General features: G+C 43.4%; 20 protein-coding genes and 3 tRNA genes. 11 read left to right on the top strand and 12 right to left on the bottom strand.

What is annotated here, in order from left to right; all coding sequences use genetic code 11:
* Window positions 1-16: 16 nt before the first annotated feature.
* The 12 genes from ACLI09_RS11535 to tgt form a co-directional block, all read right to left on the bottom strand.
* A complete protein-coding gene (locus tag ACLI09_RS11535; RefSeq protein WP_411419776.1) occupies window positions 17-2,050 on the bottom strand; it encodes a M3 family metallopeptidase in 2,034 nt (677 codons plus the stop codon).
* A gap of 9 nt (window positions 2,051-2,059) precedes the next feature.
* The gene (locus ACLI09_RS11530) at window positions 2,060-2,383 is read right to left on the bottom strand and encodes a type II toxin-antitoxin system RelE/ParE family toxin (RefSeq protein ID WP_411419775.1); all 324 of its coding nucleotides are present in this window, start codon (window positions 2,381-2,383) and stop codon (window positions 2,060-2,062) included.
* The gene (locus ACLI09_RS11525) at window positions 2,380-2,598 is read right to left on the bottom strand and encodes a hypothetical protein (RefSeq protein WP_411419774.1); all 219 of its coding nucleotides are present in this window, start codon (window positions 2,596-2,598) and stop codon (window positions 2,380-2,382) included. Before ACLI09_RS11525 ends, ACLI09_RS11530 begins: the two co-directional genes overlap by 4 nt.
* A 105-nt stretch (window positions 2,599-2,703) precedes the next feature.
* Window positions 2,704-3,186: a 5-(carboxyamino)imidazole ribonucleotide mutase gene (gene purE, locus ACLI09_RS11520; RefSeq protein WP_411419773.1), complete on the bottom strand. Its 483-nt coding sequence runs from the start codon at window positions 3,184-3,186 to the stop codon at window positions 2,704-2,706.
* A 63-nt stretch (window positions 3,187-3,249) separates the two neighbouring features.
* Window positions 3,250-4,383: a lactonase family protein gene (locus ACLI09_RS11515; protein WP_411419772.1), complete on the bottom strand. Its 1,134-nt coding sequence runs from the start codon at window positions 4,381-4,383 to the stop codon at window positions 3,250-3,252.
* Window positions 4,383-4,664: a type II toxin-antitoxin system RelE/ParE family toxin gene (locus ACLI09_RS11510; RefSeq protein ID WP_411419771.1), complete on the bottom strand. Its 282-nt coding sequence runs from the start codon at window positions 4,662-4,664 to the stop codon at window positions 4,383-4,385. Before ACLI09_RS11510 ends, ACLI09_RS11515 begins: the two co-directional genes overlap by 1 nt.
* The gene (locus tag ACLI09_RS11505) at window positions 4,654-4,986 is read right to left on the bottom strand and encodes a hypothetical protein (protein WP_411419770.1); all 333 of its coding nucleotides are present in this window, start codon (window positions 4,984-4,986) and stop codon (window positions 4,654-4,656) included. Before ACLI09_RS11505 ends, ACLI09_RS11510 begins: the two co-directional genes overlap by 11 nt.
* 253 nt (window positions 4,987-5,239) lie before the next feature.
* A complete protein-coding gene (gene dnaB, locus ACLI09_RS11500; RefSeq protein WP_411419769.1) occupies window positions 5,240-6,787 on the bottom strand; it encodes a replicative DNA helicase in 1,548 nt (515 codons plus the stop codon).
* Between the two features lie 162 nt (window positions 6,788-6,949).
* Window positions 6,950-7,903 (bottom strand): acetyl-CoA carboxylase carboxyltransferase subunit alpha, encoded by a 954-nt coding sequence (locus tag ACLI09_RS11495; protein WP_411419768.1) that lies wholly within the window; start codon window positions 7,901-7,903, stop codon window positions 6,950-6,952.
* Window positions 7,904-7,983: 80 nt separating this feature from the next.
* Window positions 7,984-8,868: a DMT family transporter gene (locus tag ACLI09_RS11490; RefSeq protein ID WP_411419767.1), complete on the bottom strand. Its 885-nt coding sequence runs from the start codon at window positions 8,866-8,868 to the stop codon at window positions 7,984-7,986.
* Window positions 8,855-9,928, bottom strand: a complete 1,074-nt coding sequence (locus tag ACLI09_RS11485) for an LptF/LptG family permease (protein WP_411419766.1) — start codon at window positions 9,926-9,928, stop codon at window positions 8,855-8,857. The genes ACLI09_RS11490 and ACLI09_RS11485 overlap by 14 nt, the downstream gene beginning before the upstream one ends.
* Window positions 9,929-10,009: 81 nt before the next feature.
* Window positions 10,010-11,140, bottom strand: coding sequence for a tRNA guanosine(34) transglycosylase Tgt (tgt, locus tag ACLI09_RS11480; RefSeq protein WP_411419765.1), 1,131 nt, complete (start codon window positions 11,138-11,140; stop codon window positions 10,010-10,012).
* Between the two features lie 118 nt (window positions 11,141-11,258).
* Between tgt and ACLI09_RS11475 the strand changes: the two genes are divergently transcribed.
* From ACLI09_RS11475 to ACLI09_RS11425, 11 genes are all read left to right on the top strand, one after another.
* A complete protein-coding gene (locus tag ACLI09_RS11475) occupies window positions 11,259-12,380 on the top strand; it encodes a DUF6438 domain-containing protein (RefSeq protein ID WP_411419764.1) in 1,122 nt (373 codons plus the stop codon).
* Window positions 12,381-12,435: 55 nt separating this feature from the next.
* Entirely contained in the window at window positions 12,436-13,704 is a 1,269-nt protein-coding gene (locus tag ACLI09_RS11470; protein ID WP_411419763.1) for a DUF2851 family protein, read from the top strand.
* Window positions 13,705-13,772: 68 nt separating this feature from the next.
* Window positions 13,773-14,000, top strand: a complete 228-nt coding sequence (locus tag ACLI09_RS11465) for a PspC domain-containing protein (protein WP_411419762.1) — start codon at window positions 13,773-13,775, stop codon at window positions 13,998-14,000.
* 29 nt (window positions 14,001-14,029) lie between these two features.
* Window positions 14,030-14,950 carry a helix-hairpin-helix domain-containing protein gene (locus tag ACLI09_RS11460; RefSeq protein WP_411419761.1) on the top strand — a complete coding sequence of 307 codons (921 nt, stop codon included), beginning with the start codon at window positions 14,030-14,032 and terminating at the stop codon, window positions 14,948-14,950.
* A 16-nt stretch (window positions 14,951-14,966) separates the two neighbouring features.
* Window positions 14,967-16,106 carry an acyl-CoA dehydrogenase family protein gene (locus tag ACLI09_RS11455; RefSeq protein ID WP_411419760.1) on the top strand — a complete coding sequence of 380 codons (1,140 nt, stop codon included), beginning with the start codon at window positions 14,967-14,969 and terminating at the stop codon, window positions 16,104-16,106.
* A 324-nt stretch (window positions 16,107-16,430) separates the two neighbouring features.
* Complete coding sequence (gene rpsU, locus ACLI09_RS11450) at window positions 16,431-16,625, top strand: 30S ribosomal protein S21 (protein ID WP_411419759.1); 195 nt, start codon at window positions 16,431-16,433, stop codon at window positions 16,623-16,625.
* Between the two features lie 78 nt (window positions 16,626-16,703).
* The gene (locus tag ACLI09_RS11445) at window positions 16,704-17,609 is read left to right on the top strand and encodes a tyrosine-type recombinase/integrase (protein WP_411419758.1); all 906 of its coding nucleotides are present in this window, start codon (window positions 16,704-16,706) and stop codon (window positions 17,607-17,609) included.
* 25 nt (window positions 17,610-17,634) lie between these two features.
* A complete protein-coding gene (gene hpf / locus ACLI09_RS11440; protein ID WP_411419816.1) occupies window positions 17,635-17,937 on the top strand; it encodes a ribosome hibernation-promoting factor, HPF/YfiA family in 303 nt (100 codons plus the stop codon).
* Window positions 17,938-18,025: 88 nt separating this feature from the next.
* Window positions 18,026-18,099: transfer RNA gene (locus tag ACLI09_RS11435), tRNA-Thr, on the top strand.
* Between the two features lie 44 nt (window positions 18,100-18,143).
* Window positions 18,144-18,224 (top strand) — tRNA-Tyr (locus tag ACLI09_RS11430).
* 94 nt (window positions 18,225-18,318) lie between these two features.
* Window positions 18,319-18,390, top strand: a tRNA-Thr gene (locus ACLI09_RS11425).
* Window positions 18,391-18,437: the final 47 nt, after the last annotated feature.

The following is an 18,437-nucleotide window of genomic DNA, read 5'->3' as shown; positions in this document are numbered from 1 at the left end:
ATTCCCCCTTTGGGGGTTAGGGGGCCAATAACCCCGCCCTCCTAAGCAATGCCTCCGGTTTAGGCTCCTGCCCTCGGAAACGCTTGTAAAGCACCATAGGATGCTCTGTACCGCCTTTGCTCAGTACAAACTCTTTAAATTTAGTGGCGGTTTCCTTATCGAAAATACCTTTTTCCTGAAACAGTTCAAACGCATCGGCATCAAGTACCTCGGCCCATTTGTAGCTATAGTAGCCCGATGAATACCCACCCTGAAAGATGTGGCTAAACGCCGGGCTCATGGCATTTTCCTTAACGTCAGGGTATAATTGTGTGTTAGAGAATAGTTGGGATTCAAACTCTTTAAGGCTGGTAATATGGTTAGGGTCTTCGCTGTGCCAGCCCATATCCAGCAGGCCAAAACTCAGTTGGCGCAGTGTAGCCATCCCTTCCTGGAAACTGGCGCTCTCTTTTATTTTTTTGATGTATTCAATCGGGATAAGTTCGCCCGTCTGGTAGTGGTGGGCAAACAGCGCCAGGGCTTCCGGCTCATAGCACCAGTTTTCCATAACCTGGCTGGGCAACTCTACAAAATCCCAGTATACACTGGTGCCGCTAAGGCTCGGGTAAATGGTGTCGGCGAGCAGGCCGTGGAGCGCATGCCCAAACTCATGGAACAGCGTGGTAACCTCGTTAAACGTAAGCAGGCTGGGCTTACTGGCGGTAGGCTTGGTAAAGTTGCATACTATACTCACGTGCGGGCGCTCGTTAACGCCGTCAAGCACATACTGGTTTTTGAAGGATGTCATCCAGGCGCCGTTACGCTTGCCCTTACGGGGAAAGAAATCGGCGTAAAATATGGCAACAAGGTCGTTATTCTCGTCCTTGACCTCATAGGTGGTAACATCCTTATGGTACACATCTATATCTTTTATTTCCTCAAACGTAAGTCCGTACAGCTTGCCGGCTATTGTAAATGCACCATTAAGCACGTTCTCTAATTTAAAGTACGGCTTCAGCTTTTCATCATCAAGGTTAAATAACTTTTGCTTTAGTTTTTCGCTATAATAAGCGCCATCCCATTTTTCAAGGCGGTCAATGCCATCTAACTCTTTTGCAAAAGAGGTAAGTTGGGCAAACTCCTTTTCGGCAGCAGGCTTGGCTTTTGCCAGTAAGTCGTTCAGGAACGATTTTACCTTGTCCGGGCTTTCGGCCATACGCTCTTCTAAAACAAAATTCGCGTGCGATGCATAACCTAATAAGTTGGCACGCTCGTGGCGCAGCTTAACTATCTTTAGTACATTTTGCTCGTTGTTATATTCATTCTGCTGAAAGCCTTTTGCTCCAAAAGCCAGCGCCATTTTTTTACGCAGCTCACGGTTGTCGGCGTAGGTTACAAACGGCAGGTAGCTCGGGTGGTCAAGTGTAAATACCCAACCCTCTTTGTCATGCGCCGCTGCTGTTTCTTTAGCGGCTTCGATAGCGCCTTCAGGCAATCCGGCTAGGTCTGCCTCATCGGTTATGTGCAGTTGGAAAGCATTGGTTTCGTTAAGTACATTTTCGCCAAACTCAAGGCTCAGTTTACTCAGTTCCTTGTCTATTTCGCGCAGCTTGTTCTTTTTATCTTCCGGCAGGTTGGCCCCGTTGCGGCTAAATCCCTTGTACTGTTTGTCTAAAAGTGTGGCTTGCTCCGGTGTAAGGTTCAGGCTGCCTTTTTGGATATATACGGCTTTTACACGTGCAAAAAGATTAGCATTCAGGCGGATGTCATTGCCAAATTCTGATAACAGGGGAGATACCTCCTGTGCAATCTGCTGTATCTCATCATTCGTTTCAGCCGAGTGCAGGTTAAAGAAGATACTCGAAACCCTGTCGAGCGTATCGCCGCTGTAGCTCATGGCCGCGATGGTATTTTCAAACGTGGGCGCTTCTGGGTTGTTTACAATAGTGTCGACTTCAGCCCGTGCTTTTTCAATTGCCTCTTTAAAAGCCGGTAAAAAGTCTTCTGTTTTTATCCCGCTAAATGGTGCGGTATCGTGTTTTGTGGTAAATTTTTGTGTAAGTAGGTACATAATTTATGATTAGATACGTCCGTAGTATTTGCGTATCTCTTTAGTTATAGATGTAAAGCTGCTGCGGTTATCAAAAACCGTAATCACTTCAATTTCGTTATTATTAATCCGGTATAAAAAAGAGGTTTGTTTAGTAACCACACAGAGATAAAGGTTGAAAAAGCGCTTAGATTGTATGCAGCTTTCTGGGTAATTAGATATTTGTTCTAGCTTATCATCTAAGATATTTCTAAAATTATCTTTTACTTTTACAGACCATTCTTCTATTAAGTAATTGAAAAGTTGTAAAAGTTTTTTTTCTGCAAGTGGAGAGAAATAAAAAGAATATTTCAAGGCAATTTCTTTTTAAGATCTTCCCACGAAATGCGCTCGCCCCTGTCAAGCTGTTCTAAACCATATTGAATTTCCAGTTTTTGCTCTTCTGTAAATTCATCATAAAAATCTTTTTTCTCTTTAGTAACGAGTCTACGTAATTTTTTGATCAATTTAGAATCCTCTAAATCAAGTATCATTTTAGCCAGTTCTATTTTTTCAGCCTGAATATCCATACCAAATATCTTTATAACCCAAATATACAAAAACTATTCCGTACTGCTTTCAGGACATATAGGCATTTTGCATAAAAAAAGCCACCCGTGGGCAGCTTCCATTATTTATTTCTTAATACTTTCCGATGCCTTGTTTACCGCATCTTTTAGCCCCAGTTTGTAAGCGATAATCTTAGCCTGCACCAGTTTGTCCTGGCTGCCCAGTATTTGCGCTGCGAGTATACCGGCATTTTTGGCACCGTTAAGCGCTACGGTAGCGACTGGTACGCCGCCCGGCATTTGCAGTATTGATAATACACTATCCCAGCCATCTATACTGTTGCTTGACTTAACCGGTACGCCTATAACGGGTAGGGGACTCATGCTTGCTACCATACCAGGTAGGTGGGCTGCCCCGCCCGCCCCGGCTATAATTACATTTACGCCCCGGGTATGGGCCGTGGTGCTGTATTCATAAAGCTTCTCCGGCGTGCGGTGCGCCGAAACGATATCTACTTCGGTTTCGATACCAAACTCTTTTAATATATCTATGGCGTCCTGCATAACCGGCAGGTCACTTATGCTGCCCATAATCACTCCTACTTTCATTTTGTGTTGTTTTTGTGTTTATAGGAGCAAAATTAAGCTAAATGGGGTCAATATCAAAAACTGCTAGTTGTAAACCCGTGCTTCTACGGTAGTAACGTTTTTTATGGACACCTTGTGCCCGGTATATTTTAGCAAGCCGGTTTTTGTATCACGCTTTAATACCGTTGCCGTGCCTGAATTTACATTTGCCACGATAATGAATTTACCTGACGGGTCTATAGCAAACGTGCGCGGATGCTCACCACGGGTAGGCTCGTAGCCAAGCAACGTAAGCTGGCCATCTGTAGCTATGCTATAAATAGCAATATTATTTTGAGTACCACGATTAGATGCGTAAAGGAATTTTCCATCGGGAGAAACGTGTACATCAGAGCCTTCGTAGTCGTCATTCTTTACATCTTCAGGATGGGTAAACACGCGTTGTAAAGGCTGCAGCGTTCCGTTAGCGTATTTATAAACGCTAACCGCACCGGCTATTTCTTCTATGCAATACGCCCATTTTCCATTTGGGTGAAAGGCTAAGTGGCGTGGGCCGCTACCGCGGGTTGTGGGTATAAACGGTACAGGGCCTCCCTGCAATGGCTTTGCCGCGTTTTGGTTGAACATATAACAGCGTATCTTATCCGAACCCAAATCCGGTAAAAATAAAAAATTGCCATCCGGCGAAAATACGGCCGAATGCACATGCGATTTTTCCTGGCGTTTGGGATTTACACTGCCTTCGGTATAGTCAAAGTGCTGTGCCGGTTTACCTATGGTACCGTCGGCACCAACTCGATAGATAGTTACACCACCCTGGGTATAATTAGCCTCGGCCAGCCATTCGCCCCCGGGATGTACGGAAACATAGACCGGGTTTTCGCCCTGGCTGGGCTGGCTGTTTATAAAGCTGAGAGCACTTTTTTCAGCATCAAATTTATAGCTGCTTACACTGCCGGCATTAGGCGTTTTACTATCGGTAACGCTGTATACAAAACCACCGCCCGGAGAGAGTGTAAGGTATGAGGGGTTGAGCACATTGCCCAGGGTGCTTACTTTATTAAGTTTACCGCTCAAGGTATCTAACGTGTACACGTACAAACCTTTTTCAGTATTTTTCCAATTATAGGAACCAAAGAATACGTAGGTCTTTTGCGCAAAGGCAGTAAGTGAAAATAAGGTAATGAGTAGGAGGAAGAGGCGGGTTTTAAAATGCATTATGGTTCTTTAGTATATTTTATAAAACCGAATACTTCAATTTCGTTTTGTTCCGGTTTTATACGGTAGATAATTACGTATCCCTTAAAAACAAGGTCACGGATATTATCATCTTTATAATGAATAGATTTTCTATTTTTGTAGGGCATTGAAACCAATTCAGCTAATTTTAAAATTAAATCAGCCCTGAATTTTCTCGCGGCTTCAGGTTTATCTTCCGCTATATAAACCAATTGTTTCTTTAATTTAGTACTAAATTCCCGAAGTAATTTAACCCTCATATCTCTTGAGTAATTCCTCGGTTTCCTTTTCAAATTCTTCTAAAGATATAAAAGTAGCCTCTCCACTATCAATTTTTCTCAGATTTTCGTCAAGTTCTGCTTTTTCAGTTAAAAATTTTTCCGATGTCATTTTCTCTACTTCATCAACCGTATAATATGTCAATTGGCCTGAGTCACTAAGTCGTAGCACTTCCTCCAGCTCTGCCTTATTCTTCAGAAATTCTTCTGATACAATTTCAACATCATTGCGGTCAAACTGTTTTAGTAACCACATTACATGGTCGTACACCTTTGGGTTTACTTTTAAATGTATGGTTTCCATAACGCTTTAATTTTACCAAATTTACAAAAAATACATTTTATTACCGTTTATTTTAGGTGGTGGATTCAAACAAAAAACGCACCCCTAAGAGTGCGTTTAAAATCGTTAATCCACTACAATTTCGGCATCTTTTACGGTTATTGCCAGTATAGCGTCAGTTAATAATATCTCTTCGTGGTTTGTTTGCGTGCTCATATGTCTTTTTAAAAATCAGTTTGTTATTTTTTTTCCAGCTGCTTAGTAGCTCACTAGCTTAAAACGGTACATCATCGTCATCGTCATTCCGGCTGCTGTTCATGTTACTGCCAAAGGCCTCGTTAGCCGAAGGCAGGTTTTTAGTAATAAAATCGCTGCTGCTGTTCATGCTTGATGGCAGCTCGTCAAACGGGGAGCTAAAATCGTCTAGGTTGTCAAATTTACCCAGGTTGCCTATAAATTTCAGGCGTATGTTATCAAGCCCGCCGTTACGGTGTTTGGCAACAATAAACTCGGCCTGGCCTGCTGTAGGCGATTGCTCTTCATCGTCCCACTCGTCAATCTTGTAATACTCAGGGCGGTAAATAAATGATACGATATCCGCATCCTGTTCTATCGCACCAGATTCCCTAAGGTCAGATAGTAATGGCCGCTTGCTGCTGCCACGCGTTTCTACCGCACGCGATAGCTGTGATAGTGCTATAACCGGTATATTAAGCTCTTTTGCCAGGGCTTTAAGGTTTCGGGATATGGTTGATATCTCCTGTTCACGGTTACCGCCGTTCTTTCCGCTGCCTCCGGCCGTCATCAACTGGAGGTAGTCAATAACAATCATCCGGATACCGTATTGCGAGGCCAGCCTCCGTGCCTTTGCCCTAAGGTCAAATATCGACAGCGATGGGGTATCATCTATATATAGTGGCGCTTTTTCAAGATCTTTTACCTTGATGCTCAGTTGTTCCCATTCATGTTTCTCCAGCTTACCGGTACGCAATTTTTCCGACGATAGCCCTGTCTCGCTCGATATCAAACGGGTAATAAGCTGTACTGACGACATCTCCAGTGAGAATAGCGCTACTCCGTGCCCGTAGGTAATGGCTATGTTACGCGCCATAGATAATACAAATGCGGTTTTACCCATACCCGGCCTTGCCGCAATAATGATAAGGTCGCTGGGCTGCCAGCCGCTGGTAAGCTTATCGAGGTCGTGAAAACCGGTAGCCACGCCGGATAGCCCTTCCTGATTTGCAATTTCCTCAATACGCTTTTTAGCCTGCATTACAAGGCTCTGCGCTGTTTCGCTGCTGCGTTTTATGTTGCCCTGCGTTACTTCATACAGCTTGCTTTCGGCTTTGTCCAGCAAGTCAAAAACATCAGTAGTTTCATCGTATGATTCCTCAATGATCTCACTTGAAATCCTGATGAGGCTACGCTGGATGAACTTTTGCAGTATGATGCGCGAATGAAACTCGATGTGTGCCGATGACGAAATTTTCTGCGTAAGTTGTATCAGGTAAAAGTCGCCGCCTGCCATTTCCAGTTTGGCATTCTTTCTAAGCTGCGCCGATACGGTTAAAAGGTCAATAGGCTGGGTATCGTTAAAAAGCTGCACAATTGCTTCATAAATATGCTTGTGGGCATCTTTATAAAAGGCATCGGGCTGCAATATATCAATAACTTCGTCTACCCCTTTTTTATCAATCATCATTGCACCAAGCACTGCTTCCTCAAGGTCGAGCGCCTGCGGGGGCAGCTTGCCTTTTTCTAAGCTTATCAGGGTCGATTTATCTACCCGGACGGGATTGATGTTCCTTATATTTTCCATGTTACGAATGTACTTAAAAATGTAAAATTCGGGTTAAGTAATTGTTAAGACGGCTGTGTGTATAACCCGTTCATAACTTTGTGTTTTTTGTTGATAACCCAAAAAAAATCCGAAGCTACGGGGCTTCGGACTGTGTATGCAGTTTTGGATTAAAAAAGGCATTTAGCCTTTGTATTCGCCCATTTTACTGTATTTGTCCATCCTTTGCGCCACCAGTTCGGGTGTTGATAAGTCTTTCAGTTCATTATACGCTTCCAGTATCTGTTTTTCCACATTTTTGTAAGTAGTTTCCCTGTCGTAGTGGGCACCTCCTAACGGTTCAGGTATTATGCCATCTATAAGGCCCTGTTTTTTCATGTCGTAGCTGGTAAGCTTCAGCGCTTCGGCAGCCTGTTCTTTGTATTCCCAGCTGCGCCATAGTATTGATGAACATGATTCCGGCGATATAACACTATACCAGGTGTTCTCAAGCATAAAAACCCTGTCGCCCACGCCTATCCCCAGGGCACCCCCTGAAGCGCCTTCTCCTACTATAACGGTAATTATGGGAGTTTTAAGGCGGAACATCTCAAAAATATTCCGGGCAATGGCTTCTCCCTGTCCGCGTTCCTCAGCTTCGAGGCCGGGGTATGCGCCCGGGGTATCTACTAAGGTAATTACGGGAATGCCAAATTTCTCAGCCATTTTCATTAGCCTCAGCGCCTTGCGGTATCCCTCGGGGTTAGCCATACCAAAGTTGCGGTACTGCCTTGTTTTAGTATTAAAGCCTTTTTGCTGGCCAACAATCATAAAGCTCTGGCTGCCTATTTTGGCGAGGCCTCCCACCATGGCTTTGTCGTCCTTAAATCCGCGGTCGCCAAAAAGCTCCAGCCATGAGTTGCCCCCCAGTGCCTTTACATAATCCATTGTATAAGGGCGGCTTGGGTGCCTTGATAGCTGTACGCGCTGCCAGGCGGTAAGGTTTTTATATATTTTCTTTTTAGTCTCTTCGAGTTTTTTCTCGATCTGCTTACAGGTATTCGATACGTCAACATCGCTTTCCTGGCCTATGATTGTACATTTATCCAACTGCTCTTCCAGTTCCTTGATAGGAAGCTCAAAATCTAAATATTCCATGGTAAAGGCAGATATTTTAATTAATGTTGAAGCCGCAAAGATACATAAAACTGTTTATTAAAATCAAAACCGGCAGCCAATTACTTCGCTCTAACCGGGTTGTTTTTTAATATCCCATTGATAATCACGGTTACTAAAATGATGCCTGCGCCTATATAAAAAGACGTGGCCATGCGTTCTGATTGCTCAAATACCAAAAGCGCAAGAATAATCCCATAAACCGGCTCAAGGTTTATGGTAAGCATCATGGTATAGGGAGTAATGGTTTTCATTACTTTAACAGCGGCAATCTGTGCATATCCTGTGCACACTGAACCCAGTATGAGCAGCCATTTCCAGTCGTTCCAGGAAAGAGTAAAGAATTGTGGTGTAAATTGCTTTGTAAACAGCAGATAGAGTGAAAAGAATAAAATACCGCCAAGCAACTCATAAAATGATATGACCGTAGCATTGTATTCTTTCGCAAACTTGCCGTTAATGATTGCAAAAATGGTAGAAAGCAAAGCGCTGAACAGCGCGGTAAGTATACCGTAAAGGTAATTTCCCTCAAAATGAAAAATGATGTATAGCCCACCCACTACAAACAGGCCGAAGATAACCTCGTAGGCTATTATTTTCCTACCGTAAAGCAGTGGTTCCAGTAGCGAGGCAAAGAAAGCCCCGGTGCTGAGGCATGCCAGGGTAACCGATATATTACTGATTTTAATAGCATGGAAAAACGTTAGCCAGTGCACGGCTATAATCAGCCCCGCGATTACAAACCGGATGGCTGTTTTTAGCGAAACTTTAAAGGGCACTTTTTTTATAATCCCATAAATGCCTATTACCGTTACCGCGATACACATACGAAACCATACCAGCGGCATGGCGGAAAGCGTTATGAGCTTGCCCAGCACGGCGGTAAAGCCCCATACAAAAACGATGAGGTGCAGGTGCAGGTAGTTTTTAAGGTTATCGCCTTGCATTGCGCAGCAGGACAACGGCCATTATACCAAAAGCAATATTGGGAATCCAGGTAGCCAGTAGTGGCGAAAATGTAGATTTTTCGGCCAGGGTGCCAAATACTTTGTCAAAAAACACAAAGGTAAAGGCAAGGCAAATGCCAATAGCCAGGTTAAGCCCCATACCGCCCCGGCGTTTCATGCTCGATACAGCAACTGCTATAATTGTTAATATAAAGGCTGATACCGGAATGGTAAATTTTTTGTAGAGTACAACAAGATAGGCATTTATGTTGCCTGAACCGCGCTTGCGCTCTCTGTCGATAAAGTCGGTAAGCTCTCCATAGGTCATGGTTTCGGCGGCATATACGGCCGGGGTAAGGTCATCGGGCTTAAAGTTGAACTTAAAGTTTTTAGTGGGCGCGCTTGCCAGTATATCGCCCATAGCGCCAACGGTACGGCTGTTGTAGCCGCTAAGGGTGTAGGTGCTGTCTTTATCGTTAAAGCGTATGCTGGTTGCTGTTACCTTACTAACCAGCTTACTATCGCGAAACGTTTCAAGGTTAAAGTTGTAGCCTTCTTTACGCTCATAATTAAAGCTGCTTACATATATAAACTCATTGTCGCTTATCTGCTTGTATACATCAGTGCTTTGCCGTGCTTCTTTCCGGCTCAGGTAGGTGTACCTAAAATCGTTGAATCCCTTGCTGGCCCTTGGTAAAAAGAAAAAGCCCATAAGAAGCGCCAGTACCGATATAAAGCTTGCGCCAATGATATACGGCCTTAAAAAGCGGTTAAATGAAATACCTGAACTTAATATGGCAATAATCTCGGTATTATTAGCGAGTTTGCTGGTAAACCATATTATGCTTAAAAACAGGAATATGGGGAATAGCAGGTTTGCAAAGTATACCGTAAAATCGGCATAATATATGGCAATCTTATTAAATGGCACCTTGTTTTCGAGCATGCGCCCCACTTTTTCAGACACGTCTATAACTATCCCTATAGGGATGAACATAAGGAGCATTACAAAAAATGTGGCCAGGTAGCGCTTAAGTATGTACCAGTCTATTATTTTCATGTACTATTTTGTTGTTTAGTCATTGGTTGCCGGTTGCCAGGAGCTCCGTCAACTGATAACCAGGAGTCATAAAACTACAAATTAAAGCCTTTGGCTCATATTCTTCACCATCATTTCTTTCCACTCCCTAAAATCGCCTGCTATAATGTGCTCCCGTGCCTCGCGCACCAGCCACATATAAAAGCCAAGGTTGTGTATGGTGGCTATTTGCTTGCCCAGAAACTCGTTGGCGGCAAAAAGGTGGCGCACATAGGCCTTGCTGTACTGGGTATCTACAAAGGTAATGCCCATTTCATCAAGCGGGGAAAAGTCATCCTCCCATTTTTTGTTCTTCATGTTCATGGTGCCGTTAGCCGTAAACAGCATGCCGTTACGCGCGTTGCGGGTAGGCATTACACAGTCAAACATATCAACGCCCAGTGCGATATTCTCTAAAATATTTATCGGTGTGCCCACACCCATAAGGTAACGGGGCTTGTCTTCCGGTAGTATGCTGCACACCACATCGGTCATGGCATACATTTCTTCGGCAGGTTCACCCACGCTTAATCCGCCTATGGCATTACCCACGGCTCCGGCATTGGCTATATATTCGGCGCTTTCCTTGCGAAGGTCGGTATAGGTACTGCCCTGCACTATAGGGAAAAACGCCTGGCTGTAACCGTATTTAAATGGCAGCTTTTCAAGGTGCGCAATACATCTGTCCAACCAGCGGTGCGTCATGTGCATGCTGCGCTTTGCGTAGCGGTAATCACAGGGGTACGGTGTACACTCGTCAAACGCCATGATAATATCGGCACCTATGGTTCGCTGAATTTCCATAACGCTCTCCGGGCTAAAAAAGTGGTACGACCCATCTATATGGCTCTTAAACTTTACACCTTCTTCCTTAATCTTTCGGTTTGCCGAAAGCGAATACACCTGATAGCCGCCGCTATCGGTAAGTATAGGGCGGTCCCAGTTCATAAATTTGTGAAGGCCGCCCGCCTGCTCCAGTATCGCGGTTTGCGGGCGCAGGTACAGGTGGTAGGTGTTGCCCAGTATAATATCGGGGTTTATGTCGTTTTTAAGCTCGCGCTGGTGCACGCCTTTTACGGTACCGGCAGTACCTACGGGCATAAAAATGGGGGTTTGTATGGTACCGTGGTCGGTAGTTATGGTGCCCGCGCGTGCCTTGGTTTGCGGGTCTTTGGTAATCAGGTCAAATTTCATGGCGCTATTTTACAGGGCGCAAAGATAGCAATTTAAGATTGTAGATTTGAGAATTTAGATATATGTACTATACGGCTGGTTTATTTAGTTATGTTTGATGTAACCAAACCTCTATACTATGAAGCCATTTTATCTACTTCCCTTTCTTTTATTGTTGTTATCCTGCGAAAACGAACGTGAAGCACAGATAAAGCGAGATATAGTGGGGGAGTGGAAATATATTGAAGACTTTGACAGCATACCCTACACCGATTCATTGTTACCGCCACCGCCGCCTCTTGATGTTATGTATGATTTCTCTGTTCTTGATGATACTACCTATCTTGATAAAAGCGGTTATTGGAAAAAAAATGAAAATGAACCTGGCGGACTCATATATTATTCAGGCAGGAAAACAAAGTATAAAATTAAAGACAGTATGCTTATGGTGTTTAACCCGGTTGAGAAAAATTGGTACTTTGAAAAGATATACTCGCTTAATGGCGATACCCTTATATACAAGCTGGAAGCGAAAAAGTACCGGAGGTTTACCAGGCAGCACTATAAAATTAACCCTAACGAAAAATATGATGCCATAATTGTTTCTGCGTCCCCCTGTTTCGGCAGTTGCCCTATTGCCGACGTGCGGATAGACAGGAACGGTACCGTTACCTACCAGGGCAGTTACAACAATTTAAAAAACGGAAACTTCACCGCTACAATTTCTGCCAAAGATTATCTTGCCTTAGAACGGGAGTTTAAGAAAGCAGGTATTGACAGCCTGGAAACCTATTATGCCGCGACACATACTGATGACCAAACCATAACTGTTACTTTTATAAAGGATGGCAAAATTTATAGAACGATTAGCGATTACGGTTTTCAGTCGCCGTCAGAATTAAGGAGCGCCTGTAATCAGGCACGGTTTTTATACCAGCAGCTTGAACTCAAAGAAGCCGCATTGCCTTACCCTGATTTGAGACAAGGCTATGTAGGTTTTGATAAGAGCAATAAGAGCTGTGTTCTTGAAATGTCAGAACAATTTTTTCTTGTTACCGAACTCGAAAAGGCAAAGCCTGTAAGGCATGTATTTAATGGTAAATTTATTTTTCAATTTGGTAAATATGGGCACAAAAAGTTTATAGTAACCGATGGGCGCTACTACAAACTCCCACCTGAAGACGGCGGCGAGACCTTAGACCTTGGCTATAATTTTATTGAACGTAATGGGCTTGAAAAACGATTTGAGAAACATGAATAGGCATTACCATATTTGTGATTTTTTTAAGTAATTTAGTCTTCCCAACCAAACATTCATGAAGGAAGATTTTCTGCATTATATATGGAAGTTTAAAAAGTTTGACGTTTCGGCCCTCAAAACTACGCAGGGCGAAGTGCTGGAGCTTATAAACGGCGGGCAATACCTGCAACAAAGCGGCCCTGATTTTTTTAACGCGCAGCTCGTTATAGCCGGGCAGCGCTGGGCGGGCAATGTAGAAATCCATATAAAAAGTTCCGACTGGTACCACCACAGCCATGAAACCGACAGCCATTATGATAATGTGGTGCTGCATGTGGTATGGGAGCATGATGCCGAGGTGCTTCGCAAAGACGGCACCGAACTTCCGGTGCTTGAATTACGGCGGTATGTAGACGGTATGCTGCTTGCAAATTACCAGCAGTTGTCATCAGCCAAAACCTGGATAAATTGTGAAAAGGAACTTGAAACAATCAATTTATTTGTTTTTGATAACTGGAAAGAGCGCCTGTTTTTCGAAAGGCTGGAGCGCAAGGCATTACCCATTTTGCAATTGGCTGCAGCAACAAGTAACGACTGGGAGGCTGTGCTTTTTTGTTTCCTGGCAAAGAATTTTGGGCTGAATACTAATGGCGAAGCATTTTTTTCTACAGCAAAGTCGTTACCGTTTAACGTGGTACGCAAAGAAAGTTTTGAAATAGAAAACCTGGAGGCCCTGCTTTGTGGCCGTGCCGGTATGTTGGACGAAACATTCGAGGAAACATACCCTGCCGACCTTAAAATGCGATTTGAATATATAGCGCACAAATACCAATTGCAGCCTTACATTGCCCCTCCGGCAGAGTATTTCAGGCACCGGCCCGATAATTTCCCCACGGTACGCCTGGCACAGTTAGCCGCGCTATACCACAACCACCAAAACCTGTTTTCGGCCATTATGCAAGCCGGCAGCCTCCAGGCCATCTACACCCTTTTTAACGTGAATATTTCTGAGTATTGGCTGCGGCACTACCGTTTTGATAAGGAGAGCCCGGCTAAGCGCAAACCGCTGTCTAAATCGTTTATTGACCTGATTATTATTAATACCATCGTGCCAATTAAATTTGCTTATGCCAAAAGCATTGGTAAAGACGAAACCGAAACCCTAATCGAACTCTTACAGCAAATCGATGCCGAGAAGAACAATATTGTAGATAAGTTCCGCTTCTACAAAATCCCGGTCGCGTCGGCTTATGACAGCCAGTCGCTCTTGCAGCTTAAAAATGAATACTGTAACCACAAGCGCTGTATGGACTGCTCTGTAGGGCTCGAACTTTTAAAACGCTAACCGAATTTTTGTTATCTTTGATTTCAGGTAAGAGTAAGCAACTTTACAACTTTCGACTTTATAACTTTATGACTGTGATAACTAACCTTCGCCATTTTTTTGAAAAACATGGCTTTGAAGTGGCCAGCCGCCTGGCAGACCGCATAGGTATGCGTGCTACAAATGTGCGGCTGTTTTTTATCTACATTACATTTTTTACAGTAGGGCTGTGGTTTGGAGTTTATCTTACGTTGGCGTTCTGGCTTAAGCTTAAAGATATGATATATACCAAGCGCAGTTCGGTTTTTGACCTGTAACAGCTTTAAAACTTTCAATATCCCAACTTTTGAACGCAAACCAACCAATCCGCCTTACTTCCGGCCAGCGCAAAGGGCTGCTTGCTTTGTGCGGGCTTATTGTTTTGGTACAGGCGGCGTGGTTTTTTATAAGCAGGACAAGCACTGAAAAGAAAATTACTTCTGAGGAAGAAAAAGAATGGATTGCCCTTCAACCAGAGCTTGATGCCTTAAAAGCAACGGCAGACAGCGCAGGGGTATATAAAATATATCCGTTTAACCCCAATTATATTACCGATTATAAAGGGTATTCACTGGGTATGACCGTCGCGCAGATAGATAAGCTAAAGGCATTTCGCAAACAAAATAAGTGGGTTAACTCCGCGGCCGATTTTCAACAGGTAACCGGTGTTTCAGACAGCCTGCTTGCCGTAATGGTGCCGTATTTTAAGTTCCCGGATTGGGTAACTAAAAAGCAAGCTGCCAAAGATGAAAAACAGTTTGCGGATAGTTATCCGGATAAAGAAACCTATTATAAAAACCAGGATGCTAAAAGGCCCGCCGTTGTAATAAAACAACTCGACATTAATGATGCACTTGAGGAAGACCTGATATCCGTACGAGGGATAGGGCCAGCCTTCGCTAAAAAGCTGCTGCGCCGCCGTGCCGACCTTGGCGCCTTTGTAAGCATGGACCAGATGGATGAGTTTAAGGAATTTTCACCAGATGCTGTTGCCGGACTTAAGGCAGCGTTTAAAGTGGGACAAAACCCGCCGGTTAACACCATCAATGTAAATACCGCATCGCTACAACAGCTTACACATTTCCCTTATTTTAATAAGGATATTGCCAGGGCCATTATTACACAGCGCAGTATGAAGGGAAAAATTAGTGGTTTTGATGAATTGTCAAAAATAGACGATATTTTTGTGTTAAAATCAAAAATTATCTTCTTATATTTGGAATACTAAAATTATAATCACATTTATGGTATTTGAAGCGACAGAAACCCAAGAGATGATTGCGGCTTCTATAAGGGAGTTTGCGGCGGTTAACATAACGCCGTATTATATGGAGTGGGATGAAAGCCAGCATTTTCCGGTAGAGCTTTTTAAAAAACTGGGAGAAATGGGGTTTATGGGTGTGCTAGTTCCTGAACAATACGGAGGAAGTGGATTGGGCTACCATGAATACATCACCATAATAGAAGAGATATCTAAAGTAGACCCCTCGGTAGGGCTATCTGTCGCAGCGCACAATTCGCTGTGCACTAATCACATTTTAACGTTTGGCAATGATGAGCAGAAACAACGCTGGCTGCCCAGGCTTGCCACTGCCGAATATATAGGGGCCTGGGGCCTTACGGAACACAACACCGGCAGCGATGCAGGCGGCATGAATACCACCGCCGTTAAAGATGGCGACCACTGGATTATAAACGGGGCCAAAAACTTTATTACCCATGGCAAAAGCGGCGATATAGCCGTAGTAATAGTGCGTACCGGTGAAAAAGGCGATTCTAAAGGGATGACCGCGTTTGTGGTAGAAAAAGGAACACCCGGATTCAGTTCCGGTAAAAAAGAAAATAAATTAGGCATGCGTGCCAGCGAAACCGCAGAGCTGGTATTTGACGGCTGCCGCATACCTGATGAAAACAGGCTTGGCGAAGTAGGGCAGGGTTTTGTACAGGCCATGAAAATACTCGATGGCGGGCGCATCTCTATAGGGGCGCTTTCATTAGGTATTGCTAAAGGAGCTTATGAAGCGGCGCTTAAATACAGTAAGGAGCGCCACCAGTTTGGCCAGCCGATAAGCAGTTTTCAGGGGATATCTTTTAAGCTGGCCGATATGGCTACCGAAATTGAGGCAAGCGAACTATTATTGCACAAAGCTGCATGGCTTAAAAATAACCACAAACCTGTAACAACTGCCGGAGCTATGGCGAAGATGTTTGCCAGTGAAGCCTGCGTACGCATTGCTAACGAAGCTGTACAAATTCACGGGGGCTATGGCTATACCAAAGATTTTCCGGTAGAGAAGTTTTACAGGGATGCCAAGCTGTGTACCATTGGCGAAGGTACTACCGAGATACAAAAAATTGTTATCGCGCGTAATATTTTGAAATAACACTACTTATATATAACCATTGACGCGAGGCTCTTCCTTCTTATTTAGGGAGGGCTTTTTTATGCTGAAAGCTGCCAAAAATGTATTGCAAGTGGCTATTCGCTCCCTCAGGTGCAGGGAACAGACAAACCTTGCCTGTACAAGGAGTAAAAATTTCCCGGCAACTCTGTGCGAACTTGCATAGCTTCAGATAAATGGCTGTTCATGCAGTTTTCGGGGGGATGCTAAAGTGTGTAGTTTGTTAAATAATTGTAACTTTTATTTGGTTGCTAATTATTATTTCGATTATATTTGTACCCGTAAACGAGAGGAGGTGTCATACTTATGTTGATTATACCAATTAAAGAAGGAGAAAATATCGATAGGGCGCTTAAGCGTTATAAACGTAAATTCGATAAAACCGGTACTGTACGTCAGCTAAGAGCGCGTCAGGCCTTTACTAAGCCATCTGTATCAAGGAGGGTTGAAGTACAAAAAGCAGCTTACATCCAGGGTCTTAGGGACGCCGCGGAGAACTAAGATAATTTTTTGGGGCTTTAAATAGCAGCCGTTAGCAGTTAAAGTTTAACTTTGCTGTTAGCGGTTTTTTTATGCCTTATGATTAACAACACAGATGCTTTTGCTGAATATCTTTTAAAAGAGAAAAACTACAGCCTCTTAACGCTGCGGGCATACCTTGATGATGTGCGCGGTTTTGAGCAGTTTATAAAAAAAGATGATTCCGGTGCCACACTTCAGGACGTGCACTACACCCAGGTGCGTTCCTGGATTGTAAGCCTGGTAGAAGAGGGCGGCCTCTCTAACCGCTCGGTAAACCGTAAAATAGCTTCCCTTAAAGCGTTTTACCGGTTTTTACTAAAGGCAAAGCAAATAGAGTTCAGCCCGCTGCAAAAACACAAAGCGCTTAAAACCGAGAAGAAAATACACCTGCCATTTAGCGAAAAGGAAATGCAGGATGTGGTGGAGTATAACGATTATCCTGATGATTTTGAGGGGGTGCGCAACCGCCTTATTATAGAACTGCTTTATACTACGGGTATCCGCCGGGCAGAACTTATAAGTTTGCACCTGGGTAGCTATAATGCGGAGAGTAGTACGCTAAAGGTGTTGGGTAAGCGCAATAAGGAGCGTATTGTGCCGGTACTGCGTTGTACTTCAGATGTATTGTCTGAATATATGGTTAAAAGGCGCGCACTGCCTGAGGTTATAGATAGCCAAGTGTTAATTTTGAATGCATCGGGAAAAAAAGTGAGTGAATCTTTTGTTTACAGGTTAATAAATTGTTACTTTAGTGTTGTCTCCGGTAAGGTGAAAAAGAGCCCGCACGTTCTTAGGCATACTTTTGCCACCCACCTTTTAAATAACGGGGCCGATTTAAATTCAGTAAAGGAATTATTAGGGCACGCGAGTTTAGCATCTACACAAGTATATACCCATAGCAGCCTGGCTGAACTTAAAAAGGTATATAAAGATGCGCATCCCCGTAACCGAAATAACTCCTGATTTGTTTAACCTAATTGTTTTTATTATGAAAGTAAATGTTCATGCAGTTAACTTTAATGTTGACAGGAAATTGGTTGGCTATGTTCAGGGAAGAATGGATAAGCTTGAAAAGTATTACGACCGTGTGGTATGCTCGGATGTTTTTTTTAAGCTCGATAATTCAAGCATCAAAGAGAATAAAATTGCTGAAATAAAAATTAGTGTCCCGGGCGATGAATTCATCGTAAAAAAGCAATGCAAATCCTTTGAAGAAGCTGTAGAGCTGGCGGCAGATTCCATTGAACGTTTACTTGTAAAAAGGAAACAGAAGGTAAGGGCACATTCTTAGAGAAAAATTTTTAAGAAAATGTTTTGATTAAAAAATAAATTCTATACATTTGCAGTCCGTTAGAAATAGCGGGCTTTTTTATTGAGTTGCCGGTGTAGCTCAGCTGGCTAGAGCAGCTGATTTGTAATCAGCAGGTCGTGGGTTCGAGTCCCTCTATCGGCTCAAAATATAATGTTCTTTTTAAAAGACTGGAAAAGTAAAGGTTAGGGGAGATACTCAAGCGGCCAACGAGGACGGACTGTAAATCCGTTGAGAAATCTTCGCAGGTTCGAATCCTGCTCTCCCCACATTTTTATTTTAAATGATGAATTTTAAATTTTGAATTATGGCTAGCGGCCTAAATTTAGAATAGTGGATTTTAAGTTTAGGATAAGAAAAAAGGCCGGTGTAGCTCAGGGGTAGAGTGCTTCCTTGGTAAGGAAGAGGTCACGGGTTCAATTCCCGTCATTGGCTCAATGTTTAGAAGAATTTGAACACTAATTATAAACTAAGATTAAATT

The organism is Flavobacterium sp. RHBU_24, assembly GCF_046613695.1.
Lineage (GTDB): Bacteria > Bacteroidota > Bacteroidia > Flavobacteriales > Flavobacteriaceae > Flavobacterium.
The sequence above is the reverse complement of the archived record's forward strand: the minus strand, read 5'-3'. Positions and strand labels throughout refer to the sequence as shown.

Excerpts from the sequence above, each read along its gene's own strand:
- ACLI09_RS11535 (WP_411419776.1), bottom strand. The coding sequence starts at position 2,050 with ATGTACCTACTTACACAAAAATTTACCACAAAACACGATACCGCACCA.
- ACLI09_RS11525 (WP_411419774.1), bottom strand. The coding sequence starts at position 2,598 with ATGGATATTCAGGCTGAAAAAATAGAACTGGCTAAAATGATACTTGAT.
- purE (WP_411419773.1), bottom strand. The coding sequence starts at position 3,186 with ATGAAAGTAGGAGTGATTATGGGCAGCATAAGTGACCTGCCGGTTATG.
- ACLI09_RS11515 (WP_411419772.1), bottom strand. The coding sequence starts at position 4,383 with ATGCATTTTAAAACCCGCCTCTTCCTCCTACTCATTACCTTATTTTCA.
- ACLI09_RS11510 (WP_411419771.1), bottom strand. The coding sequence starts at position 4,664 with ATGAGGGTTAAATTACTTCGGGAATTTAGTACTAAATTAAAGAAACAA.
- ACLI09_RS11505 (WP_411419770.1), bottom strand. The coding sequence starts at position 4,986 with ATGGAAACCATACATTTAAAAGTAAACCCAAAGGTGTACGACCATGTA.
- dnaB (WP_411419769.1), bottom strand. The coding sequence starts at position 6,787 with ATGGAAAATATAAGGAACATCAATCCCGTCCGGGTAGATAAATCGACC.
- ACLI09_RS11495 (WP_411419768.1), bottom strand. The coding sequence starts at position 7,903 with ATGGAATATTTAGATTTTGAGCTTCCTATCAAGGAACTGGAAGAGCAG.
- ACLI09_RS11490 (WP_411419767.1), bottom strand. The coding sequence starts at position 8,868 with ATGCAAGGCGATAACCTTAAAAACTACCTGCACCTGCACCTCATCGTT.
- ACLI09_RS11485 (WP_411419766.1), bottom strand. The coding sequence starts at position 9,928 with ATGAAAATAATAGACTGGTACATACTTAAGCGCTACCTGGCCACATTT.
- tgt (WP_411419765.1), bottom strand. The coding sequence starts at position 11,140 with ATGAAATTTGACCTGATTACCAAAGACCCGCAAACCAAGGCACGCGCG.
- ACLI09_RS11475 (WP_411419764.1), top strand. The coding sequence starts at position 11,259 with ATGAAGCCATTTTATCTACTTCCCTTTCTTTTATTGTTGTTATCCTGC.
- ACLI09_RS11470 (WP_411419763.1), top strand. The coding sequence starts at position 12,436 with ATGAAGGAAGATTTTCTGCATTATATATGGAAGTTTAAAAAGTTTGAC.
- ACLI09_RS11465 (WP_411419762.1), top strand. The coding sequence starts at position 13,773 with ATGACTGTGATAACTAACCTTCGCCATTTTTTTGAAAAACATGGCTTT.
- ACLI09_RS11455 (WP_411419760.1), top strand. The coding sequence starts at position 14,967 with ATGGTATTTGAAGCGACAGAAACCCAAGAGATGATTGCGGCTTCTATA.
- rpsU (WP_411419759.1), top strand. The coding sequence starts at position 16,431 with ATGTTGATTATACCAATTAAAGAAGGAGAAAATATCGATAGGGCGCTT.
- ACLI09_RS11445 (WP_411419758.1), top strand. The coding sequence starts at position 16,704 with ATGATTAACAACACAGATGCTTTTGCTGAATATCTTTTAAAAGAGAAA.
- hpf (WP_411419816.1), top strand. The coding sequence starts at position 17,635 with ATGAAAGTAAATGTTCATGCAGTTAACTTTAATGTTGACAGGAAATTG.